Source organism: Pelagibius marinus, assembly GCF_014925385.1.
In the GTDB taxonomy this organism is placed as follows: Bacteria; Pseudomonadota; Alphaproteobacteria; order Kiloniellales; family Kiloniellaceae; genus Pelagibius; species Pelagibius marinus.
On record NZ_JACSDK010000005.1, the window covers coordinates 77,603 to 103,501 of the forward strand.

26 protein-coding genes are annotated in these 25,899 nt (G+C 66.2%); 8 read left to right on the plus strand and 18 right to left on the minus strand.

The genetic code is table 11. The features are described 5' to 3' along the window. Window positions 1-221: 221 nt before the first annotated feature. Window positions 222-560: a cupin domain-containing protein gene (locus H7X47_RS08055; protein ID WP_319633557.1), complete on the minus strand. Its 339-nt coding sequence runs from the start codon at window positions 558-560 to the stop codon at window positions 222-224. A 222-nt stretch (window positions 561-782) separates the two neighbouring features. Here H7X47_RS08055 and H7X47_RS08060 point away from each other — a divergent pair, with 222 nt between their 5' ends. The 3 genes from H7X47_RS08060 (at window position 783) to H7X47_RS08070 (ending at window position 3,661) form a co-directional block, all read left to right on the plus strand. Next, on the plus strand, window positions 783-2,186 hold the full coding sequence (locus tag H7X47_RS08060) for a sensor histidine kinase (RefSeq protein WP_193368141.1): 1,404 nt from the start codon (window positions 783-785) through the stop codon (window positions 2,184-2,186). A 94-nt stretch (window positions 2,187-2,280) separates the two neighbouring features. Next, window positions 2,281-3,168 (plus strand): DUF3108 domain-containing protein, encoded by an 888-nt coding sequence (locus tag H7X47_RS08065; RefSeq protein ID WP_193368142.1) that lies wholly within the window; start codon window positions 2,281-2,283, stop codon window positions 3,166-3,168. 49 nt (window positions 3,169-3,217) lie between these two features. Continuing rightward, window positions 3,218-3,661: a DUF5063 domain-containing protein gene (locus H7X47_RS08070; protein ID WP_193368143.1), complete on the plus strand. Its 444-nt coding sequence runs from the start codon at window positions 3,218-3,220 to the stop codon at window positions 3,659-3,661. 15 nt (window positions 3,662-3,676) lie between these two features. On the opposite strand, the gene H7X47_RS08075 is transcribed toward H7X47_RS08070, so the two are convergent. Genes H7X47_RS08075 through H7X47_RS08090 form a run of 4 tightly spaced genes read right to left on the minus strand, consistent with a single transcriptional unit; the run spans window position 3,677 to window position 8,812 of the window. Continuing rightward, entirely contained in the window at window positions 3,677-5,752 is a 2,076-nt protein-coding gene (locus tag H7X47_RS08075) for an oxidoreductase (RefSeq protein ID WP_193368144.1), read from the minus strand. Between the two features lie 41 nt (window positions 5,753-5,793). Continuing rightward, the gene (locus tag H7X47_RS08080; protein ID WP_319633558.1) at window positions 5,794-6,783 is read right to left on the minus strand and encodes an amino acid ABC transporter permease; all 990 of its coding nucleotides are present in this window, start codon (window positions 6,781-6,783) and stop codon (window positions 5,794-5,796) included. Between the two features lie 12 nt (window positions 6,784-6,795). Continuing rightward, window positions 6,796-7,629: an ABC transporter substrate-binding protein gene (locus tag H7X47_RS08085; protein WP_193368145.1), complete on the minus strand. Its 834-nt coding sequence runs from the start codon at window positions 7,627-7,629 to the stop codon at window positions 6,796-6,798. 58 nt (window positions 7,630-7,687) lie between these two features. Further along, complete coding sequence (locus H7X47_RS08090) at window positions 7,688-8,812, minus strand: TauD/TfdA family dioxygenase (protein WP_193368146.1); 1,125 nt, start codon at window positions 8,810-8,812, stop codon at window positions 7,688-7,690. Window positions 8,813-9,004: 192 nt separating this feature from the next. On the opposite strand from H7X47_RS08090, the gene H7X47_RS08095 reads away from it, so the two are divergent. After that, the gene (locus tag H7X47_RS08095) at window positions 9,005-10,012 is read left to right on the plus strand and encodes an alpha/beta hydrolase (RefSeq protein WP_193368147.1); all 1,008 of its coding nucleotides are present in this window, start codon (window positions 9,005-9,007) and stop codon (window positions 10,010-10,012) included. 326 nt (window positions 10,013-10,338) lie between these two features. Here the strand turns inward: H7X47_RS08095 and H7X47_RS08100 are convergent, their stop codons facing one another. The 3 genes from H7X47_RS08100 to H7X47_RS08110 form a co-directional block, all read right to left on the minus strand. Next, window positions 10,339-11,085 (minus strand): SEL1-like repeat protein, encoded by a 747-nt coding sequence (locus H7X47_RS08100; protein WP_193368148.1) that lies wholly within the window; start codon window positions 11,083-11,085, stop codon window positions 10,339-10,341. A 47-nt stretch (window positions 11,086-11,132) separates the two neighbouring features. Beyond that, window positions 11,133-11,375, minus strand: coding sequence for a hypothetical protein (locus H7X47_RS08105; protein WP_193368149.1), 243 nt, complete (start codon window positions 11,373-11,375; stop codon window positions 11,133-11,135). Between the two features lie 278 nt (window positions 11,376-11,653). Further along, window positions 11,654-12,139, minus strand: coding sequence for a YajQ family cyclic di-GMP-binding protein (locus tag H7X47_RS08110; protein WP_193368150.1), 486 nt, complete (start codon window positions 12,137-12,139; stop codon window positions 11,654-11,656). A 479-nt stretch (window positions 12,140-12,618) separates the two neighbouring features. Here H7X47_RS08110 and H7X47_RS08115 point away from each other — a divergent pair, with 479 nt between their 5' ends. Further along, a complete protein-coding gene (locus tag H7X47_RS08115; RefSeq protein ID WP_193368151.1) occupies window positions 12,619-12,969 on the plus strand; it encodes a PilZ domain-containing protein in 351 nt (116 codons plus the stop codon). A gap of 92 nt (window positions 12,970-13,061) precedes the next feature. Here H7X47_RS08115 and H7X47_RS08120 read toward each other — a convergent pair whose 3' ends face one another. Then, window positions 13,062-13,529, minus strand: coding sequence for a FliM/FliN family flagellar motor switch protein (locus H7X47_RS08120; RefSeq protein WP_227010301.1), 468 nt, complete (start codon window positions 13,527-13,529; stop codon window positions 13,062-13,064). 166 nt (window positions 13,530-13,695) lie between these two features. On the opposite strand from H7X47_RS08120, the gene H7X47_RS08125 reads away from it, so the two are divergent. Next, window positions 13,696-14,190 (plus strand): thermonuclease family protein, encoded by a 495-nt coding sequence (locus H7X47_RS08125; protein ID WP_193368152.1) that lies wholly within the window; start codon window positions 13,696-13,698, stop codon window positions 14,188-14,190. 366 nt (window positions 14,191-14,556) lie between these two features. On the opposite strand, the gene H7X47_RS08130 is transcribed toward H7X47_RS08125, so the two are convergent. From H7X47_RS08130 to H7X47_RS08160, 7 genes are all read right to left on the minus strand, one after another. Beyond that, a complete protein-coding gene (locus tag H7X47_RS08130; RefSeq protein WP_193368153.1) occupies window positions 14,557-15,072 on the minus strand; it encodes a TadE/TadG family type IV pilus assembly protein in 516 nt (171 codons plus the stop codon). Window positions 15,073-15,083: 11 nt separating this feature from the next. Next, window positions 15,084-15,515, minus strand: coding sequence for a TadE/TadG family type IV pilus assembly protein (locus H7X47_RS08135; protein ID WP_193368154.1), 432 nt, complete (start codon window positions 15,513-15,515; stop codon window positions 15,084-15,086). 90 nt (window positions 15,516-15,605) lie between these two features. Continuing rightward, window positions 15,606-16,928, minus strand: a complete 1,323-nt coding sequence (locus H7X47_RS08140) for a pilus assembly protein TadG-related protein (RefSeq protein WP_193368155.1) — start codon at window positions 16,926-16,928, stop codon at window positions 15,606-15,608. Between the two features lie 152 nt (window positions 16,929-17,080). Beyond that, window positions 17,081-18,520, minus strand: a complete 1,440-nt coding sequence (locus H7X47_RS08145; RefSeq protein WP_193368156.1) for an amidase — start codon at window positions 18,518-18,520, stop codon at window positions 17,081-17,083. Window positions 18,521-18,543: 23 nt separating this feature from the next. Further along, window positions 18,544-19,347: a phosphate/phosphite/phosphonate ABC transporter substrate-binding protein gene (locus H7X47_RS08150; RefSeq protein ID WP_193368157.1), complete on the minus strand. Its 804-nt coding sequence runs from the start codon at window positions 19,345-19,347 to the stop codon at window positions 18,544-18,546. Window positions 19,348-19,350: 3 nt separating this feature from the next. Beyond that, window positions 19,351-19,797, minus strand: coding sequence for a GFA family protein (locus H7X47_RS08155; protein WP_319633559.1), 447 nt, complete (start codon window positions 19,795-19,797; stop codon window positions 19,351-19,353). After that, on the minus strand, window positions 19,794-20,654 hold the full coding sequence (locus H7X47_RS08160) for a helix-turn-helix domain-containing protein (RefSeq protein ID WP_193368158.1): 861 nt from the start codon (window positions 20,652-20,654) through the stop codon (window positions 19,794-19,796). The genes H7X47_RS08155 and H7X47_RS08160 overlap by 4 nt, the downstream gene beginning before the upstream one ends. Window positions 20,655-20,876: 222 nt before the next feature. Here H7X47_RS08160 and H7X47_RS08165 point away from each other — a divergent pair, with 222 nt between their 5' ends. Further along, window positions 20,877-21,866, plus strand: a complete 990-nt coding sequence (locus H7X47_RS08165; protein ID WP_193368159.1) for a fatty acid desaturase — start codon at window positions 20,877-20,879, stop codon at window positions 21,864-21,866. Window position 21,867: 1 nt separating this feature from the next. Here H7X47_RS08165 and lepB read toward each other — a convergent pair whose 3' ends face one another. After that, entirely contained in the window at window positions 21,868-22,674 is an 807-nt protein-coding gene (gene lepB, locus H7X47_RS08170) for a signal peptidase I (protein WP_193368160.1), read from the minus strand. 282 nt (window positions 22,675-22,956) lie between these two features. Between lepB and H7X47_RS08175 the strand changes: the two genes are divergently transcribed. Continuing rightward, window positions 22,957-24,216, plus strand: a complete 1,260-nt coding sequence (locus H7X47_RS08175; RefSeq protein ID WP_193368161.1) for an aminotransferase class V-fold PLP-dependent enzyme — start codon at window positions 22,957-22,959, stop codon at window positions 24,214-24,216. A 3-nt stretch (window positions 24,217-24,219) separates the two neighbouring features. Here H7X47_RS08175 and H7X47_RS08180 read toward each other — a convergent pair whose 3' ends face one another. Further along, the gene (locus H7X47_RS08180; RefSeq protein WP_193368162.1) at window positions 24,220-25,806 is read right to left on the minus strand and encodes an adenylate/guanylate cyclase domain-containing protein; all 1,587 of its coding nucleotides are present in this window, start codon (window positions 25,804-25,806) and stop codon (window positions 24,220-24,222) included. Window positions 25,807-25,899 lie beyond the last annotated feature (93 nt).

Below are 25,899 nucleotides of genomic sequence, written 5' to 3' on the forward strand. Positions count from 1 at the left end.
GCCTGTCGCCCGCTTTTCCGACAGCGACAAAAATCGCGAGCTGAGCGCGGCGCCGCGCGACAGTGCGGTGGCCGACGTCCTGCGGGCGGTGATGTCTGCGGAGGGTTCCGCGAGCGAGGGCTATACCTGCTGGAACCCGGCAATCTGTATCGCGGTCTGCGGCAAGAAGACCTGCTGACTGCGGCGCAAGCGAAACCGGTCGCGGCCCCGGCGGCCACGCCTCAACCCGTCTCGTCCCCCGCCAGGTGCAGCGCCAGCCAGACCGTGGGCCGGTCGGGGTCGGTCCAGGTCACCCGGTGGCGGCGGTGCGCGGGCAGCAGCAGGGCGTCGCCCGGTTGCAGCAGCGTCTCCCCTTCCCCGTCGATCAGCAGGCGGGCGGCACCGGCCAGCAGCATCACCCATTCGTCCTGCTCCTGGTCATACCACTCCGCCTCCGGCGTCGTATGGCCGTAGGAAACAATGCGCTCCAACTTCACACCCTGGCGCTGCAGCAGGGTTTCGAAGTCCTCTTCCGGCGCCGGCGGCGGCAGGTTTTTCAGCAGGTTCCGCGTCTGCGTCACGTGAAGCATCCTCTGCGCTGCGATGGGTCCCAGACCCAGTCTAGCAGCCCTCACGCCCTCGCCGGTCCCTAGCGGCCGGCGAATATCGCTTTTTCCAACTCCCGCGCAATGTGACTACATTCGTAAACAAAACGTGCGTCGTTAAGGATTTGATAACCATATCGCCCAAACGATGTCATCAGGGGACCGCTACCCGTAAACGTTGCAAGGAAGGGCCGCATCATGATGGCTCAGATCTGGGATTTCCTGTCGACGGAAGGGTTTCAGCCGCACGGCATGTGCCTGCTGTGGCGTCCCGACGTCTTCTGGGCGCACGTTGTCTCCGACGCGGTCATCGCCCTGTCCTATTTCTCGATCCCGGCGGCACTGTTCTACCTGGCGGTCAGGCGTTCCGACTTGATCTACCGCTGGGTCCTCTACCTCTTCGCGGCTTTCATCGTCGCCTGCGGCCTCACCCATCTCTTCGGCATCTGGACGCTCTGGGTCCCCGACTACGGCATCCAGGCATTGCTGAAGCTCGCCACGGCCTTGATCTCGGTCGTCACCGCGATCGCCATCTGGCCCCTGATGCCGAAGCTGCTGGCCCTGCCCAGCGCCCGGCAGTTGGCGGAAAAGAACGCGGCCCTGGCCCACGAAATCGCCGAGCGCCAGGCGGCCGAGGTGGAACTGCAGGCCCTCAACGAGGACCTGGAGCAGCGCGTCGCCGAGCGCACCGCGACGCTGGAAGAGGTCAACCGCGAGCTGATCCGCTCGCGCGCCGAGGCCGAGCAGGCCAGCCGGGCCAAGAGCGACTTCCTGGCCATGATGAGTCACGAACTGCGCACCCCCCTCAACGCCATCCTCGGCTTCTCGGAAATCATCAAGAGCCAGCCCGCCGGCGACGGCGACGTGGCAAAGACCCGCGACTACGCCACGCACATCCATGATTCCGGGCAGCACTTGCTCGACCTGATCACCGACATCCTGGATCTCTCGAAAATCGAGTCCGGCACCGAGAAACTGAACGAAGAAGCCGCTAGCGTCGCCGAGATCGTGACGGCCGCCATGACCGTCACCAGCACCGCCGCCGAAGGCGCCCAGGTGAAGCTGGCGCTCGACATGCCGGCGAATGCGCCCAGGCTCTATGCAGACCCGCGCAAGTTGAAGCAGATCCTCATCAACCTTCTCTCCAACGCCGTGAAGTTCACCCCGGCGGAAGGCCAGGTGATCCTGAAGGTGCGCCCGGAAGCCCCCGAGGGTTTCCTGTTCCAAGTCGCCGACAACGGTATCGGCATCGCGCCGGAGGACATCCCCCGCGCCCTGGCGCCGTTCCAGCAAGTCGACGATTGCCGCCAGCGGACCCATGAAGGCACCGGCCTCGGGCTGCCGCTGACCAAGGCGCTGGCCGAGATGCACGGCGGCAGCCTGCTGGTGGACAGCACGCCGGGCGCCGGGACCACGGTCACCGTCTGCTTCCCGCGGGAGCGCGCGCTCTGCGACGGCGCCGACGCTCCCCAGGCCGGCGTGATGAGCAACTGCGGCGCGCCGAACAGCCGCATCTGCCCCTGGCGCCAGCCCTCGATCAACACCTGCGCGCCGCAGAATCTGGCTTCAGGCCTGCCCTGTGGTCCGGCGCGCAAGCGCTGAGCCGACCCGCGGCCGCGCCTCGATCAATGGCTTGATTTAACCACGGTATTCCGTGTTAGGTTTTCAATCTCCCATGCCCGTGGAGGGGAAGAAGATGCGTGTACAAGCGTTCGTTCTCCCTGTTCGCCGGAGGCTCGGCCCCAGCGGCGCCCTGGCCGCCGCCTCGGCGGGCTTGCTATTCGGCGCGGCCCTGCTGACGGCGGGATCGGCCCGCGCCGAACCGGCCAGTGCCACCTATGAGATCTATTTCGGCGGCTTCCACGTGTTGACCGCCACGGCGGAATGGGAGCAGGGGCCGGAGGGCTACCGCATCGCCGGCGAGGCCGAGACACAAGGCATGCTCGGCTGGATGCACCCCTGGAAGGGCGAAACGGAAAGCCGCGGCCTCCTCGCGGCCGGCGAGGTCATCCCCCGCCTCTACGAGACCCGCGGCACCTCCGACGAGGGCGAGAAGCTGGTGCGTCTCAGCTACGATCCCGAGGGCGACCTGGTCGACAGCCTGGTGCAGCCGCAGCAGGACGATGAGGAGCGCCACCCCCTGCCGGCAAACGCCGGTGACGGCACCCTCGATCCCCTGAGCGTCGTCGCCGGGCTTTCCGAGTTGCTGCGCAACGGCGGGCGCTGCGAGGCCAGCTTCCCGGTCTTCGACGGCCGCAAGCGTTACGACGTCTTCGTCAGCGACGCGGGGGAGAAGGTCCTGGAGCCGACCAGTTATTCGATCTTCGCCGGCACCGCGCGCGGCTGCCGGCTGGACTACAAGCTGCTGGGCGGCCACCGGGTCGAGCGCAGCAAGTACGCCGAGACGGCGCGCGAGCGCATCGTCTGGGTCGCGCGGCCGCAGGAAGGCGCCCCCCTGCTGCCGGTGCGCCTGGAGATCGAAACCGCCTACGGCACCGTCATGGGCCACCTGACCGGCTTCGAGGAAGACACCCAGGTGGCGCGGCGCTCAGGCGTGCAGACGGAAGACAAGCTGGCGCAGTAGCGCCTTCCGGCAATTGCAACTCCCCACCACGCGGCTATAGTCCGCATCCATGATCGACGCTGTCCAGGAGTTCCTGAGCCTTTTCGATGAAAGTGCACCTGCAAACCAGCGGGTGCAGGAACGACTCTGCGAAGCTTTAGTTCGTTTGTTGCTGGCCTACCACGCGTCCAACGATGTGGCGCCGGCCAGCGATCTCCAACCACCGACCGCGAGCTACAACGACGCCCGAGGCCTCGTGCAGCGCCTCTTTCCCGATCTCGGCCCTTATGGGTGGAGCGGCCCCGAGGAAAGACCTGGTAGCGAGGTTATGGCTGGAGACGCTGTTGATGACCTTGCGGACATTTACAATGATCTGCGCGGCGTCGTGTGGCTCAGGGAAAACGCCGGACCGGAAGATGCGTTGTGGCACTTCCGCCATGGCTACCGGTGCCATTGGGGCCGTCACCTGTTGAATCTGCGCAGCTATCTGCACTGGCGTCTTTACGACAATTGAGCCAGCCGCAGCGCTCTAATCCACCTGAATCACTTCGCGCTTGAAGGGCGTAGCATCGGGATCGATGACCTCGCCGAACTCGCGGGCGTAGCGGTGGCCGGCGTAGACGGCGGCGGCGATGGTCGCCGGAGCATGGCAGTCGCCGATGGATTGGACGCTCTCGATGCCCGCCTCGGTCCACTCGGACTCGCGCGCTTTCAGATCCTGATAGACCCCGTCTCGGGGCAGGCGCGAGGTGACCAGCACCAGCGCCGCGCAGTCCAGGCGCGCCGGAGCGCCGGTGTAGGCGCAGGCCAGGTCAAGGGCGTCGCCGTCGCGCCCCTTCAGCAGCGTGCCGAGCCGCAGGGTCACGCCCTTCTCGACGAGGCGCCTGTGCACGAAGGCCTGCTCCATCGTCTTGTCCGTCCAGGGCGAGACCAGGGCCGCCGGCGTCACCAGCGTCACCGCGCGCCCGGCCTTGGCCAGCAGCTCTGCCAGCACGCCGCCCATGAAATAGCCCTCGTCGTCGTAGACCACCAGCGGCCCGGCCGGCAGGCGGTCGAGGCCGTCGCCCTCGCCCAGGAAATCGTCCGGCGTGAAGACGGCCGCGCCGTCCAGCCCCGCCAGCGGTTGATGCCGCGTCAGGCCGATGCCGTCGCGCCGCCAGGTGGCGCCGGTGGCGAGCGCCACGTGCGCGATGCCGTAGCTGAGGATGTCCTCGGCGGTCAGCGGGCTGGCCAGGTACATCTCCACATTGGCGAGCTTGTGCAGCTGGCCCAGGCGCCAGTCCTTGACCCGGCCCCAGGAGGAAAGCCCCGGCAGGCGCGACTCATGGAGCGCGCGCCCGCCCCAGGCCTCGGAGGCCTCGGCCAGCACCACCTCGAGCCCGCGCTGGCCGCAGGCGCGCGCCGCCTCTAGCCCCGCGGGACCGCCGCCGACGATGAGCACGCGCTCGCGATCCTTCGCCGCCGGGATCACCTCCGGGTGCCAGCCGCGCCGCCACTCCTCGCCCATGGTCGGGTTTTGGGTGCAGCGGATCGGCGCCGAGACCTCGTCGCCGGTAACGCAGATGTTGCAGCCGATGCACTCGCGGATGTCGTCGATGCGGCCTTCCTCGATCTTCTTCGGCAGGAAGGGATCGGCGATGGAGGGCCGCGCGGCGCCGATCATGTCCATGATGCCCTGCTTGACCACCCGCACCATGGCGTCCGGCGAGGTGTAGCGCCCGACGCCGACCACCGGCTTGCTGGTCAGCGACTTCACGAAGCCGATGTAGCGCTCCTGATAGCCTTCCTCGGCGAAGCGCGCGGTCTGGCTGTCGTTCTGCCAGGTGGAGACGTTGACGTCCCAGAGGTCGGGCAGCTCGGCCAGGCGTTCGACGACCTCGCGCCCCTCGCCCTCGGCGGAGATGCCGTCCTCACCCAGCAGCTCGTCGACGGCGAAGCGGAAAGCCACGCCGCAGCGGTCGCCGACGGCCTCCTTGGTGTCGATGAGGATTTCCCTGGTCAGGCGCAGCCGGTTTTCCAGGCTGCCGCCGTATTCGTCCGTGCGCTCGTTGTGGCGGCGCGAGAGGAAGTGCTGCAGCACCGCCATGTCGTGGCCGGCATAGACATAGACGATATCGAAGCCCGCCTCGCGCGCGCGGATCGCCGCCTGGCGGTGCCAGCGGCGCAGGTTGGCGATGTCGGTCTTGTCCATGGCGCGGGCCTGGACCGGCGCGCCGTTGTCGACGGCGCGGTGCGAGGGGCCCAGGGGCACCGCGCGGCTGTAGTGGTTGGCGGCGTGCTGGCCGTTGTGCACCAGCTCGATCCCAGCCAGGCCGCCCTGGACGTGCACCGCCTCGGTCATGGCCTTCAGGTGCGGCAGGTCCTGGTCGTCCCAGATGCGGTTTTCCAGATAGGGCGTGATCTCGGCGGAGTGGTGGATCTCCGCCTCCTCGGTGCAGACCACGGCCCAGCCGCCCTCGGCCTTCACCCCGCGCATGGCCGCGGCGGAGCTGGGAAAGCGGTAGCCCATGCCGCAGCAATGCGGCACCTGGTAGAAGCGGTTGCGGGCGGTGACAGGGCCGATCTGTACCGGCTCGAAAAGGATGTCGTATCGGGGGTCGCGCATAGGATTCTTACGTGAGGTGGAATGTCGAGACTTGAGGCAGTCTAGCGCCTCTGGCCCTTGCCATAGTAGGTCTCCAGGCGCGCCTGCAGCAGCTCGAAGCCGACCGACATGACCCAGTAGATCACCGCCGCGGCGATGAGGAACTCGAAGACCTGGAAATCGCGCTTGCCCAGCACCTGCGCCGTCTTGGTCAGTTCCCAGACGCCGACGACGGAAACCAGCGAGGAATCCTTCAGCATGGCGATGAACTGGTTGCCGGTGGGCGGCACGATGAGGCGCATGGCCTGGGGGAAGACGATCTTGCGGAAGATGAGGCCGTCGGGCACGCCCAGTGCGCGGGCCGCCTCGCGCTGGCCATCCGGTACCCCTTCGATGCCGGCGCGGAAGATTTCCGCCATGTAGGCGCCGTAGCACAGCGCCAGGGCCGCGATGCCCGCGGGCACGGCCTCCAGCACGAAGCCGAGCTGGGCGAAGCCCGTGTAGATCAGCACCACCTGCAGCAGCAGCGGCGTGCCGCGGAAGAAGGAGATGTAAAAGGTCGCGAGGGCATAGGCCATGCCGTTGCGCGACAGCTTGCCCAGCGCGCCCAGCAGCGCCAGCACGCAGGCAATGGCGATGGCGACCAGCGAGACGTAGATCGTCGTGAAGGCGCCGGTGGTGATGAGGAAGTAGAGGTTGGAGACGCCGGAGCGCGCGCCGACCTCGAAGATCACGGCGAAGTCGCGGTCGAAGGACAGCACGAAGCCGTAGAACAACAGCAGCAGTTCGGCCCACACCAGCAGGACCTGCAGGCGGAAGGCCAGCAGCCGGATGACCTCGAGGTTGACGACGAAGGCGACGCCCAGCACCAGCCCGGCCAGGAGGTCCCGGCCCAGCCCGGCCGGCACCTCCGGATCACGAATCCCGATGAGCGGCGCGAAGAGGTCGCCCACGACGGTGCCGCCCAGCCCGATGGCCGTCAGCACCGCCGTGGCGATTCCAAGGATGATCGCCCGCGAGAGCCAGGGGTTCTCGCGGGCGTAGTGGCTCACCCGGGCCTCCGCTTACTGAACCGTGGTCAGGTCGACGCCGTACCACTTCTCGGAAAGCTTCTTCAGCGTCCCGTCGGCCCGCATCTCGGCGACAATCTCCGCGATCTTGGCGTCGAAGTCGGGATCGCCCTTGTCTGTGGCCACCGACAGCGGCTCGTAGAAGGCGGGCTTGCCGATCACCTTCATCGGATAGCCACCGTTCTTGATCGCTTCCTGGATGGTCGGCAGGGCCGAGAAAACGGCGTCCAGCCGCGTGCCGTCGCCCAGGCGCAGGTCGTCGAAGGCGTGGGTGTCGGTCTCGTAGGTCTTGATCTCGCCGGCCGCGACGTCATAGGTGAAGGCCGGCGCGCCCTCGGCGTCGATCTCCAGGTCCTTGTTCAGATAGGCATCGTAGGTGCAGCCGCCGCAGGAGCCGATGGTCTTGCCGTTGAGATCGTCCAGCGAAGAGATCCCGGAGTCCTTGTGCACGGCGAAGGCCGCCGGCGTGTAGTAGTAGACCGCCGGGAAGTTCAGCACCTCGGCGCGCTTGGCCGTCGGCGTCATGGAACCGACCGACATGTCCCAGCGGCCGCCCCAGTTGCCCCCGGTGATGATGTCCCAGGAGGGCGTGACGATCTTCAGCTCGACGCCCATGCGCTTGGCGATCTCCTTGCCGACATCGACGTCGAAGCCATCCATCTCGTTGTTGTCGTTGAGGAACGACTGCGGCGGATACTCCGGATCCGAGGACATGGTGAGGGTCTTGCTGCTCATCACCCGGTCCAGGGTCTCGCCGGCCTGCGCGGCGGGCACCGCCAGGACCGACGCCAGCAAAACGGCGGATCCGAACTTCACAAACGGCTTCATTTTCTTGTTCTCCCTGTTGTTGAGCCTGTTATCGGCCCTGCGTTCTTGTGTCCTCTTTTCAGGCGAGGGTGCGCAGGGCGGATTCGTAGTCCTCGTGGTTATGATAGCAGCCACAGAAGACGCGCTTGCCGGAATAGCCGAGACGGCCGTGCAGCAGGCGCCAATTGTCGAAGATCAGCGCCATGCCGGGGCCAAGCGGAATGGTGAGCCAGTTATCGCGCGCGACGATGCGGCTGTGGAGATCCTTGTAGGCGCGGTAGAAGGCCTTCATGCGCGCCGGCTCCAGCAGGAAGGGCGCGCGGTCGTAGTTGTTGAAGCTGACCTGGCGCAGGCGGCCCTTGTCATCGATCCGGATCGCCGGGTGCTCGCTGCGCAGATGCACGCCGGGCTCGATGTAGCGGCCCGGCACCGAAACCTCGCTGAGCACCTGGAACATCTCCGGCTGTTCGGCGCGCAGTTCCTCAGCCAGGGCGAAGCCGTCGACCAGGACGGACTCGCCGCCCTTGCCGTCGAACTCCTGGCAGAGGAAGCACTGCAGTCCGGGCGCGTCGTGGCAATAGGTCGAGTCCGTGTGCGGCTCCAGGTACTGGGTCGTGTAGGCCGTGTCCTCGTGGTCGTGCAGTTCGGCCGACAGTGACCACAGGCCACCGAAGATGGTCTCGCGGATGTAGCCGAAGTGGCCGAAGAGCGCCCGCGCCGACGCTTCGTCAGTGGGCGCGCCTTCGACGACCACGAAGCCGTCGCGCTGCAGCTGCTGCAGGGCGCGCCGCAGCCCGGCGCTGCCGTCACCGATCTCCGCGTGGGGCACAGGCTCGATCGCCGGCAGCTTGCGCGCGGCCGACCACAGCCGCGGCGCCAGGTCCGGGCGCTCGCCCGGCTCCTCGCTCGAAAATCCCGACATGGCGGCCAGGAAGTCGGCCGAGTAGCGACTCTCGACGCCGCTGTCGTCAAGCCAGGTCACGGCAAGGGCCCGCCCCTCGTCCAGGACTTTGCTTTCCTTGCCGCTGATGTCCTCGTCGAGGGCGAAGGTGTCGACACGCCGCTGCAGGGTTGCCGGGTCGAGGCTTTCGGGGTCCTGGCCGTGATCGCGCAGCCAGAACCAGGGAAAACTGCTTTCCGCCCCGTTGTCCCACCGCAGGACCAGGCCGTCCGCCTGTCCCCGGGCTTCGGTAATCCTCGGCATAGGTGTCGTTCGCTCCTCTTCCGGTCGGTTCAACCCAGGCGGCCAGTCTAGCCACTGCCCGCCGAAGGGGAAAACGGAGAGTTTGTCCCCTTCCCGGCGCCCTTCCGCCGCTATTGCCCGCCCCCTCGGTTGATCGACCGGGCCAAAGCCAATAGACAGGGGGCTTAGGAATGGCCACCTCAGGACAGCGACATGCGCAGCGACCGTAGCGCCCCCAGGGGCGAGATCCACACCCTGGCGTTGGATTCCGTCCTGCTGCGCGGCAACCTGCTGGGCGACCCGGCGGAACGCCAGGTCCCCGTTTACCTGCCGGCCGGCCACGACGGGGCGGGGCTGCCTCTGCTGGTCGACCTGGTGGGCTTCACCGCCGGGGGGCCGGCGCACCTCAACTGGAAGAATTTCGGCGAGAACCTGCCCGAGCGCCTGGACCGCCTGATCGCCGCCGGCGAACTGCCGCCGGTGGCCGTCGCCTTTCCCGACTGCTTCACCCGCCTGGGCGGCAACCAGTACGTCAACTCCGCCGCCCTCGGCCCCTGGGAGGACATCCTGATCCAGGAGGTGGTGCCCCTGATCGAAGGACACTTCGGCTGCGGCGGGCCCGGCCGGCGCGGCCTTTTCGGCAAGTCTTCCGGCGGCTACGGCGCGGTGGTCAACGCCATGCGGCACGCCGACTTCTGGGCCGCCGCCGCCTGCCATTCCGGCGACATGGCCTTCGAGCTCTGCTACCTGCCGGACATGCCGGCAACCCTCAGGGCGCTCGGCAAGAAGGACGGCTCCATCGAGACCTTCATCACCGACTTCGAGGCCGGCCCCAAGTGGTCCGGCAGCGACCTGCATATCCTCATGTCGCTGGCCATGTGCGCCAGCTACGATCCGGACCCCGCCGCCTTCTGCGGGGTGCGCCTGCCGGTCGATCCCGAAACCTGCGAGCTGCTCGCCGAGCGCTGGGCCAACTGGCTGCAGTGGGACCCGGTGGTGATGGCCGAGACCCGGGGCGCGGAGCTGAAGAAGCTGAAGGCCCTGTGGATCGACTGCGGCACCCAGGACCAGTACAACCTGGTTTATGGCGCCCGTCGGCTGCACCGGCGCCTGAAGGCGGAGGGCGTAGCCCACATCTACGAGGAATTCCCCGACAACCACTCCTCCGTCGACTACCGCCTGGACCGCAGCCTGCCCTTCCTCGCCAAGGCGCTGGCCTAGCGGTCCCGGCAAGAAAAAAGGCCACCGCAAGCGGTGGCCCAAGTTTAGGGAGGAAACGCCCTATGGACGTCCAAGCCGACGCTCAGCGCCGACTTGATGCTGTATATGATCATTTCTTCAGCAGAAAACAAAGCACAATCTGCATTTGCCCACTAAACGAGCATATGCGTGTTCACTAGGCAGAAAACTGCGTCTCATTTGCAACAGCCGCCTGCCGGCCCTGTTCAAGCAAATATGCGCAACCGTTGCCCAACGCGAGGAACGCTACGGCTAACAGACCGGAGTGAAAGGCTAAATCGCGGGCAGGCGCGGATCGCGCCGCAGACTCACTGGGCGGGCGCTTTGGAGTCGCCGGAGTCGGCCGCCGGGGCGCTTTCCGCCATATCGGCCCCCTGCTCCACCCCCATCACCAGGCTTTCCGGCACTTCGCCGGCCTGCAGGGCATTGAACTGCCGGGTCAGGGCGAGCGCCGCCTCCAGGTCGTGGCGCTGAAGTTGCTGCCAGACGATTTCCATGTTGGGGCGCACCCGCTGCTCGCCGGCCAGGTAGGCGAGACCGTACCAACGGTAGGACTCTGCGTAGTCGCGCTCGACGGAAACCCCTTCGGCGTAGATAAACCCGAGGATCTCCATGGCCTGCGGGTCGCGGCGCCGGATCGCGCGCAGGCGGACGGTCTCGACGTCTTCCTGCGACATGTTGGTGGGATCGGCCCCGTCCAGGAACGCCAGCCAGACTGCGTCCTCGTCGACCAGCGGCGGCCCCTGAATCGGCGGCAACTCGCCGTTGGCCGGCAATTCCTGCGGCGCCCCGCACCAGCTGGGCGGCCGGCGCGCATGGTCGCAGAGGTAGATGCGCATCATGGTGGTGGCGTTGGACCACAGCGGATGCTCCCAGGGCGAGGCAGCAGGAGTCTCTCCGCCCGAGGGCGCTGAAGGAGCCTCAGCAGCGGGCGACTTGGTCCCGGCGTCATGGCCTTCGGCGGCCTGGGCCCGCGGCATGGCGAAACCGGCCGACAACAGAGCCGCCAGCAAGACCGGGAAAAGTGTCGCAGAGATCGGGCGTCGCATGATCATCGTACGGTTCCTGCGGCGCGCCGCCCGGGCCGCGCCGCGGTCGCGCCTCAGCAGGCGTTGGCCGCTGCCGGGCGATGCGCCTCGAGCGCGCCGGGCAGGACGGAAAGCACGTCTTCGATCAACCGGCCCTGAGCCAGCGGCTGCCAGGCCGCGTCCAGCGCGTAGTACCATCCCTGGGACTTGCCGATGGCGCAGATCAGGCACTGATGATCATAGTCGAGCAGGGCGATGACCAGCTCGCCGGCTTCGGTCTCGACGGGCACACAGGCGCCAGCCAGACCCCGATCCACCAACTCGCTCCCGCGGTTCAGCAGGACATGGATATCCGCCCGCGTAAAATCAGGGTGTCCAATGGGCATTACCGACATGGAGTACTCCACGGTTCGCGGCTTTGCCCTCTACATTCCTCCCCAAACGTAACGATGTGGTAAATGCGCGGCGGCAATCATCCAATTGGCCGATTTGACGAATTGTTCTGGTTAACAACAGGTTACTGGATAATTGCCAGGGCACCCAGCGGCGCCGGATGGGCGGCCGCAGAACGTCGACGGCGGCCCGCGCCGCGGACTCAGTCGCGGAAGTTTTCGTACTGCAGAGGCTGGTCGATCTTCATGTCTTTGACGAAAGCGATGGCCTCCTGCAGGTCGTCGCGCTTCTTGCCCGTGACCCGTAGGGTGTCGCCCTGGATGGCGACCTGGACCTTCAGCTTGCTGCCCTTCAGTTCCTTGACGATCTTCTTCGCCAGATCCTGGGCGATCCCCTGCTTGATGGTGACCTCCTGGCGGATTGTGTTGCCGGAGGCCTTCTCCGGCTTACCCAGGTCGCAGACACCGGGGTCGATCTGGCGGCGGGTCAGGTAGGTGCTCAGCAGGTCGTGCATCTGCCTCAGCTTCAGATCGTCATCGGCCAGAATGGTCAGCACCGCGTCCTTGCGCTCGATCGAGCAGTTCGAGCCCTTGAAGTCATAGCGGGTGCCGATTTCCCGCACCATGCCGTTGATGGCGTTGTCGACCTCGTTCAGGTCGGTTTCCGAGACAATATCGAACGACGGCATTACGAAAATCCCCCAACTTCTGAATAGGAACTGGCCGGCCCCGCCTCCGCAGCCTGAACCCTGCCGGGCCGAGTCGCCGGGCTGTCAGTTTCGCCCAGATTACCCCCGGCGAGAAGCATCCAGGCCCCGCCCCGGCGGGCCGGCGGCGACCTCCGGCACCCCGCGGCAAAAAACCGCAAGTATTCGGCAAAGAATACCGTGGCCCGCCGGAACAAGGCCGACCCCATCAAAGCGATACGGAGTGGGGCTTTTTTGGAGTTCTGCACCGAGTCGGCGTGGCGGAAATGCGAGGCCGCTGGCGCTAGTGCAAATCACTTGTAAATCAAAGTCGTGCGATTACACGGCAAGCGATGGAAGTACAGTTCGTGACTTTTTTGTAACCTTGGGAAATTGGAGAAAAAGCAATGGTGATTAGTAACTTGTTAACCTGTATAGCCGATGGTCTAGCTGGGTTTGAGTAGCCCGAAAGTGGAGTTCCGATGAATTCGAAGATTGGACCTGAGCACCTGCGAGACTTCGAGCGCCGCCGCTCGTTGCGCTTTGTGCTGCCGCGCGAGGAGGACATCGTCCTGACCGCGGCAGGACAGGAGTATCGCGGCAAGCTCGAGGACGTCTCCATCGGCGGGGCCAAGCTGCGGCTCACCGACGAATTGCCGGCGCTTTCGGATATCTCACTGGCCCACGAGAGCGCGGGCGTCATCGAAGGCGTCTGCATGTGGCACGACGGAGAGAGCCTGGGTGTCTCCTTTGATCTCACCGACCCGGCGCTGCAGCTGATTTCCCTCTGCCTGCGCCAGGGCGTGCCAAGCGGCACCTCCCACGCCGCCTGATCCCGTTCGGACGGGATCCTGCCGGGCCTGCGGGCCTCATCTATTCCAGAAGAGTTTGACCGGAACGCGCCGCCGACCTGCGCGCGGCGCCGTCAGCTGCCTTCGCGCTTGACGATCTCGGTGATCTCGATGGCGATGCGGTCTTCCACCACGACCACTTCGCCCTTGGCGACGAGCTGATCGTTGATGCGCATTTCGATCTCGTCGCCCAGGCCGGTCTCCAGCTCGACGACGGCGCCGCGGCCCATGCGCAGCAACTGGCTGACCGGCATCGACGCCGTGCCCAGAATGGCATAGGCCTCCAGGGAGACCTCGTGGATGGCAGGCATCTTCACGACCGGCAGCTCGGCGCCACCTGCGTCAGAAGGCGCCTCGGACGCAGTGTCGGCCGGCGTCTCGGGCGCCGCTTCGTCAGCGCCCTCCTCCGCCTCGCCCTCGGCCGCCATGGCCTCCCATTCCGCCATCATGGCGTCCTGGTCGGCATCGCCGTCTTCCGAAGGCTCTTCCGCCTCGGATTCCTCGGCTGGCGCCTTGGCCTTCTTTTCGTCTTCGTCCGGCATATCTGACCCGCCCGCTGTTCGGCATACCCGCTGGCTGCCCCCGGATCGCCCCACCCCTCTTCGAAGGCAGCGAAACGGCTGCCAGATAATAGGAGAGCGGCGGCAACTCCGCAAAGCGATCCTGCGACGCCTTACCTTGCAGCGGCGCTTGTGGCAAGTTCGACCTATGCGCCACTTCCCTTTCACCGGCGGCCGCTACGCCCTGCGCCTCGCCCTCGCCGCCCTGCTTTTCCTCGGCCTCGCCCCTTCCAGCCCGGCCCAGATGGGCCAGGCGGATATCCGCGGGCGCGCCCCGCAGGTGATCGATTCGGGGTTGCTCGATTTCGGCGGCCGGCCGGTCTATCTCTACGGCCTGCGCGGGGCGCGCGCCGAGCAAAGCTGCACCATGAACGGCGGACAGAGCTGGCCTTGCGGGCGGGAAGCGCGCTGGGCGGCGCGCAACCGGATCGCCAACCATTGGGTCGAATGCGTCGAGCGGGCCCGTGGCCCCGGCGGCGAGATCTTCGCCCTCTGCTATCTCGGCGGCGTCGGCGGTCCGGAGCTGAACGCCTGGCTGGTCGAGCAGGGCTGGGCCCTGGCCGCGCGCGACTACGCCCAAGACTACGCGGCGGCCGAAGATGCCGCCCGGGCCGCCGGCCGGGGCCTGTGGCGCGGGCGATAACTTTAACTGAATCAGAATTCGTTAACTTCTGACACGTTATGGGATGTCAACAACCCACGAGAATCCACGCGTGTTAACTATTAAGAGAAAAACTTGAATAAAAATCGAAACGATATCTAGGTTATTTATTACCGGATATGGTTAATTATTTGTATTTGGATTGATTTTTGAGAAGTCTGGCGCTACCATTCTCTCACTGCTATGCCAGTACTAGGCTATACGGTGTCGAAGCGACAACACTGTGTGACCTACCTAAAGCCACGAATATTCCTCTCGGCCCCGGAATTCCCCCTCCGGGGCCATTTTTTTGGCTTACCTCGCCCCGGCAGGATCTGTGGTGTGGAAAGAGTGCCGCCGGCGGCGGCCTCAGCGCCCGCAGCCGATGGCCGAGCCGGTGACCGCCGGCGCGGCGCCCAGCGGCGGCGGGATCAGGAAACCGCGCGAGGTGCCGCTGATGGTGACCGTGTCACTCGGCAGGAAGGGCATCAGGAACTCGAAGTTGTAGCTGACTTCGACCGAGATGGTGCGGGTGTTGTCGACCGGGTCGATGGGCCCGGTGACCACAATGGCGTTGATGCGGTCGCGGTTGACACCCAGGAGGCAGTCTTCCGTCAGGTTGATGACCTCCGTCTCGGTGATGTTGTAGTTGACCACGGCGTAGCGCGTCGCCTCCTCGGCGGCAAAGGTCACGACGCCCTGGGTATAGGCCGCCCGACCCAGTTCGATCACCCCGAAGAAGAGGGTCAGAAAGACCGGCGCCATGAGGGCGAATTCGACGGCCGTGAGGCCCTCACAGTCGCCCTTGACGCGGCGCCAGGCACGCAGGAGGCGCTGACGCAGGGCGCCCGGATTCCCGAAGGTCAAGATCGCTGAAGACTGCATGTGCTTCGTCCTCAATTCAGCCGCACCGAGCCCTCGGCAGACAGATCGACGCTGGTGCCGACGCCGGGATAGGCGAAGAGCAGATCAAAGTCCTGGCTGAGGCGTACCCGCACGAAGGCGGAGCGCTCAAAGCCGCCGCTGCACAGCGCCACGCCGCCGGGTGCCGAGCACTGGGACGGAGTTCCGTCCGGACATTCGCAGTAGAACTCGACGTCCAAAGCGGTGCCCGGCGCGCCTTCATAGAAGGGCGCCGTCGCCCAGACCGCATCGCGGATCGGATCGATATCACCCTGCTGGGGACGGCGCACCAGGGCATACTGAGTTCCGGCACGCACGGCGTTCTCCAACTCAGCATGGCGCTTGTAAGCCAGGCCGAAATCGATGACGCCGATCAGCAGGAGACCCAGAATCGTCGCCACGAAGGCGCCCTCAACGGTGACCATCCCCCGCCGGCAACTGCAGAAAGCCTGCCAGTGGCGGCGGGCAGCGGCATTCCAGCGTGCAAAGCGTTCTCGCGACATAGCCGTTCCCCCCTATTCGACCAACTGCACGCGCAGCTGGTTGACCTCCTGCAAGCCGAAAGCGGCGCAGGTGGCAGGGTCATTGGTGATGTTGGCTTCACCGGTAAATTCGACGGTTCTAGCCACGATGTGCAGGCAGCTGGCCCCGGCTGCCGAAGCACCACCGCCGTAGTCGACCTGGCGCTGAGGGAAGTACAGGGCGCCGGTCAGGTCGACCTGGGCCTCACCGTTGAACTTGCTCTCGATGATGCTGCTGGTGCCGGGAGCGGCGTTGGGATCCTGATAGAAGAGAATTCCCGCCATCTCACCGGTGGTGGTCGGCGTCAGGGTGATCTCGGCGCCGCCGTTGATCTTCACGTTGCCGACGGAACCCGGCGTCGCGCCGGTCAACACGATGGTCACCTCGTCGCCGGTCAGCACCGCTTCGGAACCAACCTCGAAGTCGCCGTCGGCGACGATATAGATGCCCGGGTCAAGGTCGACAGTACCGTTGATCCGCAGGCCGTTGCAGTAGCGTCCCGGCTGCAGGGCCGGGCTCACGTAGGTCTCGCCGGTTTGGGCCCAGAAGTCGGTCTCGGTGCAGGTCGCCGGATCGACCGGCATGATGACGTCGGCGTAGGGATCGTCGACGCGCTGCGAATAGGGCTGCACCGGGCTCTGTGTCACCAGAGTGGCGTTGTTGCCGATATAGATGTCGCCATAGGCCTGGGCCGGATTGGCTTCCAGGATGGCTTCACCGGCAATGTAGATCGAGCGGTTGCTGCTGGAGTTCGACGCGATGCCACACCCCAGCGTCACGTGCGCGTCGCCGGTAAAGGTGATGGCACGATCGGCGTCGTGGTCCAGCGCGATGACGCACTGCGGGCCGTTGTCGACGCCGGCGCCGGTGGCGCGGGCGCTGACCTCCACAGGGTCCACCCCGACCGCACCGAGGAAGTAGAGCGGCACATTGCGTGAGATGCGCACCTCTGCGGCGCGGTTCAGGCCCGGATAGAGCCCGGCCGTCGGCGGCGCGAAGGTCTGCACCGTATAGCCTTGGGCCGCACTCCAGCCGTTGCGTATCGCGCCCTCGACGGCAGCGTTCTGCACGTCGGCCGCTGTGCCGCCGGACATGACGGCGTGCGTCGCGGCAATGGCTGCGCCGTCAGCCATGTTCTGCATGGCGCGGCGTTGTGAATACCAGTGAGTCAGGTCCACGCCGAGACCGGCAAAGCCGATGATCGTCGGCAAGAGAACCGCGGTCACCGCCAGGGCGCCGCCGTCGCAGTCCCTGAGCAGCGCGAGTGGTTTTCGAAGCATCACCGCAATGCGGCGCTTCGCTTGCGTAAGCGTCACCGAACGTACTCCTGTTGCATCGCCTCTGGGGTCAATCTCAACAGTTGTCGGTTAACGCTCGGCTAAATCAGGCAATTTAAGTAATTGTTTTTTCTAGATAATTCATCCGTAGATTGCGCCACCGGAAGTTTTTCACCCTTCGGGGCTCATTTTTATACGGCCAGTTGATCGAGATCCGGCTTGTACGCCTTTGTCGTTCGGTCTTCGGCGAAAGCAGCCTCCAGGGTGAGGCCCAGGCGCAACAGTTCGGCTTCCCCGCCACGGCGGCCGACGATCTGCAGGCCGAAGGGCAGGCCTTCCTCATCTTTCCCGCAAGGCAGCACCAGGATCGGGTGCGCCGCAAGGGTCAAAGCGTAGGTGATGGCGATCCAGGAGATGTAGGTCTCAAGCGGCTGGCCGTCGATTTCCTGCGGGAACAGCTGGGTCTTGTCGAAAGGCTGGACCGAGGCCACCGGACAGATGAGCGCATCGTAGCCCGCCATGAAGTCGATGAAGCGGTGGTAGAGCCGGGTCTGCGCGGCCATGGCCTCGGCCACGTCGGCGGCGCTGAAGGTCAGGCCGAGTTTCACATTGGCGGTAACGTTGGGCCCGGCCTGCTCGGGTGTGCGCTCAACCAGCTTGCGCAGCCGGCCGAGAAAGCCGACCGCGCGTAAGACCTCGAAACAGCGGTCGGCGCCGGCCAGCGGCGGCGCGGCCTCCTCGCAGTCCACCAGCCGGCCGATCCGCTCGGCCCTGTCGCGGAACAGGCCGCGCACCGTCCGGCTCACCGGGGCGACGCCGAGGTCTTCGGACACGGCAAAGCGCTTGCCCGTCAGCGAGGCGGGGTGCAGCCCCTCAAAGTCCTTGCCGGAGGCGAAGCCCGTCAGGGGGTCACGGGGGTCGCTGCCGGCCATGGCCTGCAGGAAGAGGGCGATGTCGCCGACGCTGCGCGCCATCGGCCCCTCGGTCCACAGCGGTGACCAGGCCATTTCCTTGCGCACCATGGGTACCAGCCCCGGCGTCGGGCGCAGGCCGACGACCCCGCAGTAGGCCGCCGGCGTGCGCAGCGAGCCGCCAAGGTCGGAGCCGCTGGCCAGCGGCAGCATGCCGGTCGCCAGGGCCACCGCCGAACCGCCGGAGGAACCGGCACAGGTACGCGACACGTCGAAGGGATTGCCGGTGGTGCCGTAAACCGCATTGGTGGTGTTGGCCCCGGCACCGAACTCCGGCGTGTTTGTCTTGGCGGCGATGATGCCGCCGGCCGCGCGCAGGGTCGCCACCAGGGGGTCGTCTTTCTGCGGCAGGTGATCGGCGTAGCGCGGCGAGCCGAAGGTGGTGCGCAGTCCCGCCGTCTCGTTCAGGTCCTTGATGCCGAGCGGCAGTCCGTGGAGCGGGCCGAGCGCGCCACCGGCGGCCACCGCCGCCTCCGCCTCCCGCGCCGCCTTCAGCGCCGCCTCGCGGTCCTCCGCCACAATGGCGTTGAGCGCCGGGTTCACGGCGTCGATGCGCTGGTGGCAGGCGGTCAACAACTCGACCGGCGAGATATCCTTCTCGCCGATGCGGCGGCGCAGCTCGACGGCGGAAAGATCACAAAGGCTTTCGTCTTGGCTCATCACAACTCTTGGATCGAAGTGGGTCAGGCGAGCTCGGGATAGCCTGCCGCAGCGGCGGCAGCCTCCAGCTCCAGGATACGGTCATAGTCGCTCAGCGGCTTCACCACCATGTCCTTAATCAGCAGGGCCGCGCGCAGTTCGGCCAGCGCCGGGTCGGCGATGGCGCGGGCCAGCCCGGCGCGCAGGCGCCGAAGGTCTTCCGCGCCGATGTCGCGGCGGGTGATGTAGGGCAAGGCCGGCGCCTCGGCGCTGGAGGTCAGCACACGCAGGCGGCCGGTCAGGGCCGGCTCCGTCCGCTTCAGCAGGTGATAGGTGACGCAGTCGACGGCGCAGACGTCGGCCTGCCCTTGGGCCACCGATGTCATGGAGGCAAGGTGACTACCGCTCACCTGCACCTCGCCGAAGAAGCCTCCTTGCGCGGCCAGCGGCGCGACGGCGTGGCGCAGGGCGCTGTAGCCGCTCTGTGAGTCCCGCGCGTTGACCGCCACGCGGCGCCCGCGCAGGGCGGAAAGCGCTTCGGCCGGATCATCGGCGCGCAGCAGGATCTCGCTGCGGTAGAGGCCGCCGGCGCAGCCCGGCACGTCATAGACCGGCGTCGCCAGCAGCGTCACCTTCGCGGCAAGCGCGTGGGTCAGGGGATAGCCGCAGGTCTGGCTGAACAGCAGGTCAGCCGCGGTCCAGAGCTCGGACAGTTCAGCGGCGCGGGTCAGATGCGTCGGCACCTCCGCCACGCCCTCGGCGCGCAGGGCCGCGGCCAGGCCCGTCCACCAGGCATCGGTCGCCGCCTCCAGCCCGGGCAGTTCGTACATCGGCAGGCTGGCCCGCATCGCTCAGTTGCCGCCCGGCCACTGGTCACCGCCCTGCCCCTGGGGGAATTTCTCCAGGCCGTCGCCGATCTCGTAGAAGTCGGCCTTGTCGTCCATGAAGATATGGCGCACCTGACGCAGGCCGGAAGGCTGGTCGAGCGAGCCGGCGGAAACGGAGACGAAGCCGTTGCCGGCGCGATCCCAGAACAGGGCGCCGCCGCAGCGGCTGCAGAAGCCGCGCCGCACGCCCGGGGAGGACTCGAACCAGGTGACGCCCGCCGCGTTCTCGATGTTGAGATCGCCGCGCTGGGCGGCGGAGAAGGCGCCGTAGTTGGTGAAGGCCTTGCGGCACTGGCTGCAGTGACAGGCGACCACCGGGCGCATATTTCCTTCGACGCGATAGCGCACGGCCCCGCAGGCACAGCCGCCCGTATGGACTTGCGCCTTGTAGGCTTCCACCTCTTCGCTCACTGCTCCGCTTCCTCCAATTCCTTCAACAGCCGCTTCAACACCTGCGGCACGTCCGGCGGCTGCACGATAGCGCCCCGGATCAGATTGTCGAAGTGTTGCGTAAGGGCGCGGATGTGTTCGGTGGAATTGAAAACGAAGTACATGTTGCCGATGTAAACCGCCGCGCGCGACGGCCCGAAGATGGTGACCGGCGCCGAGTAGTGCTCCAGGCCGTCGTAGAGGAACCAGCGGAAAGTCGGGTAGAGTTCGTCGACCAGGGCGATCATCCAGGAGAGCTGCAGCTTGCGGCTCGACGCCGGCAGCTGTTCCCAGATACCCTGGCCGCGGGCGAAGCCTTCCAGCGCCTGCAGCGAGGAGCAGGCCTCCAAGTCGGTCTCCGGGCGCCGGCTGTAGGCCAGGCGCGCCTCGGCCTGTTCCAGGCGGATGGCGGGCATCTCGCTGCCCTGCTGGGTGTATTCGTAGCGGATGACCTCTTCGCCCTTCAGCAGGTCCGGCAGGGTCGAGGGCACGTAGCGGATCTTGTAGCCCACCGCCTCGGCGCGCCAGCGCGCCAGGCGCTCGTCGGAATAGGAAGAAGCGCCGCGGGCGATTTCCGGCGCCTCGCTGAGGATGTTGGTGCCGACCTTTTCCTCCTGCACCAGTCCCAGCAGCCAGTCGGTGGAGACCTGCTCCTGCTCGGCGATGGCGGCAATGGTCTCGGCGCGCGGCAGGCGGTCGCTGGTGCCGGAGAGCAGCTGCGACAGGGTCGAGCGGTCGAGCCCGGCCTTGGCCGCGAAGCCGGAGCGGCTGAGGCCAGAGCGCTCGATCACCTGGGAGAGGCGCTCGCGGAAGGTCTCGACGGTAAGACGGCGATCCATGGGTAAGCTGACTACTTTATACAACAGTTGGTGACAATCATCACATATTAGGAAGAAAGTACGTCATTTGTAAACAATGGTGATAAGAAACTGCGAATTGTGCGCAGTCCCGCGTTGTTGTCCCGGCACCTCTTCTGACACCCTCCTGACACAAGGCATTCCCTGACAAAGGGTCTTTCGGGGTCTTGCTTTCAGGTCCGTTTTCAAAAGGTTGTCGTACAGGTGTTTGAAGAAGGTAGCGTCTCCGCAAAGCTCGTCGAAAATCCGGTCACCTCCCCGCAGGCCTCCCACAGGCGGCCTCCGGCCGGGACTGCACGGCACCTGCCGCGGCGGATCGAGATCCCGACGCTGCTGGTGGCCCTGGCGATCTATGGCGGCTTCGGCGCCCTCACCTGGTTCCACGCCGCCCTGCCCTGGTGGGTTCTGCTGCCGCTGGGCGCCTACCTAGTCGCCTGGCACAGCTCCCTGCAGCACGAGGTGACCCACGGCCACCCCACGCCCAGCGCGCTGGCCAACGAACTGCTGGTGCTGCCGAGCCTGTGGCTGTGGATCCCCTTCCGCCGCTACCGGGACATCCACCTTGCCCACCACAACGACGCCCTGCTGACCGACCCGCTGGAGGATCCGGAATCCTACTACCTGGACGCCGGGCGCTGGGCCGACGCCGGGTCGCTGACCCGCGCCTTCCTCTGGGTCCACAACACCCTGGCCGGGCGCCTGCTCTTGGGACCGCTGCGCTGCGTCTATCTGTTCTGGAAAGGCGAGATCGCCCGCGCCCTCGGTGGCGACTTCGGCCACGCCAAGGCCTGGGTCCTCCATGCCGCCGGCGTGGCGCTGGTGCTGGCCTGGGTGGTCGGCGTCTGTGGCCTGCCGCTGTGGCAGTTCCTGCTATACTTCGTCTATCCGGGCATCGCGTTGTCGCTGGTGCGTTCCTTCCTGGAACACCAGGCGCGCCCGGAGGTCGCCGAGCGTTCGGTGATCATCGAGGCCGGACCGCTGATGAGCCTGCTGTTCCTCAACAACAACCTGCACCTCGTCCACCACGACAAGCCGGGGCTCGCCTGGTATCGCATCCCGGCGCTCTACCGCCAGCGCCGCGCGCTCTTCCTGGCCTCCAACGGCGGCTACTATTTCAAGGGCTACGGCGAGATCTTCCGGCGCTACTTCCTGCGCCCCAAGGAACAGCCGCTGCATCCCTCCGAGGCGGCCTAGATCAATCCTCGTCGAAGAGGCGCAGGCGCTGCGCTTCGCTGTTCCAGACGACGACGGCCAGGCGCCCTCTGAGGTTCTCGCGCGGCACATAGCCCATCATCCCCCCCACCCGGCTGTCGACGCTGTTATCGCGGTTGTCGCCCAGGAAGAAGTAATGCCCCGCCGGCACCTCGAAGACCCCGGTGTCGTCCAGGGGCATGTGCTCCCCCAGCTCACGGATCATGTAGCTGCGCCCGTTGGACAGGGTCTCCCGGTAGAGCTCACCCTGTTCCCCTGCCGGTTGCTCCACCTCTTCCTGCGGGACCCGCTCGCCGTTGATATTGAGGGAACCAGCCTTCATCTGAACCCTGTCGCCCGGCAGGCCGACCAGGCGCTTTATGTAGGTCGTCGCGTCGTCGCTGGGCAGCAAGAAGACGGCCACGTCGCCGCGCTGCGGCTCGACGAATTGATAGATGAACTTCGAGACGAAGAGATAGTCGCCGACCTGCAGGGACGGCTCCATGCTGCCGGCGGGAACGGAATAAGGCTCCCAAAGCACCTTCGGCATCAGGGCGAGCAAAAGGGGCCCGCCCAACAGTAGGAACATCGCCAGCAACCGGTCTTCCGACGTCTTACTGCCGCCTTCCCCCGCTTCGCGACAGCAGTGGAGGGCACCGACAAGACAGTAGACCGCCGCGAGCCCGCCCATCGTCACGCCGACCGGCGTCGGCAAGAAGCCGAAGTGCGCAGAAAGCAGGGGCAGGACGATCACCCAGGCCGCCGCAAGGGCATAGACCAGCGCCCAAAGCCACCTGCCGAGATAAAGCATTCCGAAAACAGGGCTCAAGATGAGCCCGATGACAGCCGCCGCCCAGGGCCGCCGGTTCCTGAAAGCTGAGAACATTTCTACCGACCAAAAAGAACCATCACAGGGGCGGAGCATAATACCGGGCCTTCAACCGCGGCGATAGTGCATCCGCAACAGCCGACCGGTTGGCAAGCGGCACACCTTGGGCTATGTCACAGGGGAAACGGCCATCTGGCCGGCCAGCTTTCCAGTCCAAGAACGTCCCCTTGTTCGGCAATCGCCTCGCCCGGAGCACCCTTTTTCATGATCACCGAGAAACCCGGCCTGATGGAGGAAGTCCGCGGCCGCTTCGCCCACGTCGATACCTGTCCCATCACCGGCCCGCGCATCTTCTTCGAGAACGCCGGCGGCGCGCTGACCCTGAAGTCGGTGGTCGAAACCTCCGCCACCTATGCGGCCATCCCCGACAACCAGGGGCGCGACAATCCGGCCTCCAAGGAACTGATGCGGGTCATCGGCCAGGCCAAGGCCGACATGCGGACCTTCTTCAACGTCGCCGGCGGCCAGCTTTTCGTCGGCGAGAGCGGCACCGAGGTTCTCTTCCGCCTTATCCGCAGTGCGGTCAACGCCGTCCCCGAAGGCGGCAAGCTGCTGGGCAGCACGCTGGAGCATCCCGCCTCGCGCAGCGCCATGGGCTACTGGGCGGAGAAGACCGGGCGCGAGCACATCCTCGTCGCCCACGACGACGCCACCGGCACCGTGGGGGTCGAAGCCTACCGCAAGGCGCTGTCGGCGGACCTGCGGGTCGCGACCATCCTGCACACCTCCCCCGTCACCGGCATGTCCGTCGACGTCCCGGCCATCGCCAAGGCGATCCGCGAGGCGGCGCCCGGCTGCCTCATCATCGTCGACGGCATCCAGCACGCCAGCCACGGCCACATCGACATCGACAGCTACGGCATCGACGGCTACGCCATCTCCCCCTACAAGGTCTTCTCCCGCCACGGCTACGGCATCGGCTGGGCCTCCGACCGGCTGACCGCCCTGCCCAAGGAACAGCTGCGCGGCGGCCCGGCGGAGAACTGGGAACTGGGCACCCGCGACACCGGGGCCTACGCCACCTTCTCCAACGTCGTCGACTACTTCGCCTGGCTGGGCGGCCACTTCACCGGCTCGGGCGACAAGCGCGCCCGCATCGAGGCGGCGGCCAAGGCCATCCACGCCCACGAAAAGACGCTGACCGACGCCATGCTCTACGGCACCGGCAACCTCAAGGGCCTGAGCGAATTGCCGGGCGTGGGGATCATCGGCGGCATCGAGAACCCGGCGCGCGAGGGCCTGGTCTCCCTCACCGTCGAGGGCAAGGAGGCCGCGGACGTGGTTGCCGCCTTGAACGACCAGGGCATCCGCACCCACACCCGCAAGGCGGACCACTACTCCGGCAACGTCCTGGACCCGCTCGGCCTGCCCTCCGCCGTGCGCGTCTCCCTCTGCCACTACAACTCGCTGGAGGAAGTCGCCCAGTTCCTGGCCGCCATGGCGGAGATCGCCGACGCCGGCTAGAGCCTATTCCATCTGTGGCTTGGCACCTGACTTGGTCGCCAACGCGGTTATGGCGCTTTGCAGCGTGCCTTTGAGGCGATGCACATCTGCATCGTCGAGCATATTGACGTCGATAAAGACGTTCATACCGGCGCCATAGGCGTTGAATACGCTGGTCCGGGCCGGGTCGCAGGCTATTGCCCCCTCGACCATGTAAGGCACGACATCGCGGGTGATACCCTTCACCTGGATCGGCTCGAGTTTGCGGGCGCGCACCACATCCTGCACCAGCGCAAAGGTCTCGTAACTCATCACGATATGCCCCGGCTCGGCAATCGACTGCAGGCGCGCGGCGAGGTTCGCCTCGGCACCGATGATGGTGTAGTCCATGCGATCGTTGCTGCCGAAGTTCCCCACGTTGCAGTAGCCGGTATTGATCCCCATGCGCACCATGAAGGGATCCTGAACGCCGCGGCGGCGCCACTCGGCATTGAGCTCGACCAGGCGCTTCTGCATCTCCATGGCCATGTAGAGGCAGGACTTGGCGTCCTCGGCGGCGCCTTTGGTCTCCGGATCACCGAAGAAGGCGAGGATGGCGTCGCCGATGAACTTGTCCACCGTCGCGCCGTGGGCAGCGGCGATGGTCGACATCTCGGTGAAGTACTCGTTCAGCAGGTTCGTCAGCTCCTCCGGCTGCAGGCGCTCCGACATCGAGGTGAAGTTCTGGATGTCGGAGAAGAAGATCGTCAGCTTCTTGCGCTCGGTCGAGATGGCGACGTCCTTCTCGCCGCTGAAGATGCTCTTGTAGATCTGCGGCGACAGGTACTTGGCGATCTTCATGGAGATCGAGGCCAGGAAGGAGTTGGCCGTCTCCAGTTCCTCGTTCATGCGCCGCATGGCTTTGGCCTGTCGCGACTGCAGGAACACGAAGGCGGTGCCGGCACTGCCGGCGGCCAGCAGATAGGCCAGCAGGAACTTGAAGGAGAGGATGTTGGCGGCGATCGGCTGCTCGATGGTGATCGCCTGGATTCCGCGCACGTCGCCCACCTGCCAGTCGTGCCTGGGACTTTCCGGGTGCGAGTTGTGGCAATCGACGCAGGCCCCGCCCAGCATAACCGGCGTGGCGATGCGGATGCGTCGGTCGAAGAAGGAGCCCGTAGTCTCCACCATCGACGCATCGGCCCGCCGGCTTTCGCGGAAGGCCGCCAGCGCGCGGGTTTCGAAGCCGTCCAAGACGTGCGGCGCGCGGTTGGCGAAGGGAAAATCGGAGACGAAACGGTAAGCGACGATGCCTTCCTTCCTGCCGATCACCTCGCCCAGTTCAATCGACAGGGTCGCCGGGATGGGAATGGCGCCGGGAACGTCGTGGTAGTTGTGCAGCGGGCGCGCCTCGCCCGGCGCCTCCAGCACGCGGCGAACGACATTGCGCGCATAGTAGCCGCGGATATCGCTGATGACCGAGCTGAGGCTCTCTGCCTGGGTGTGCAGCGCTTGGTCGGACAGGTTCCGCAGATCGAGCCATACCGCCACGGGCAGCATGACCACCCCCAGGATCACGGCAACGGCCAGCAGTTGCGGCCGGAAAATGTGAGAACTAGCGGTCGCCGGCATTGCAGCCCTCTCCAGACCGTAGGTCCCGGCAGACTACCCCGAAACCGCGCTTCGGGAATAGCACTACAAAGCGCCCGGCAATCACCCTTTCGA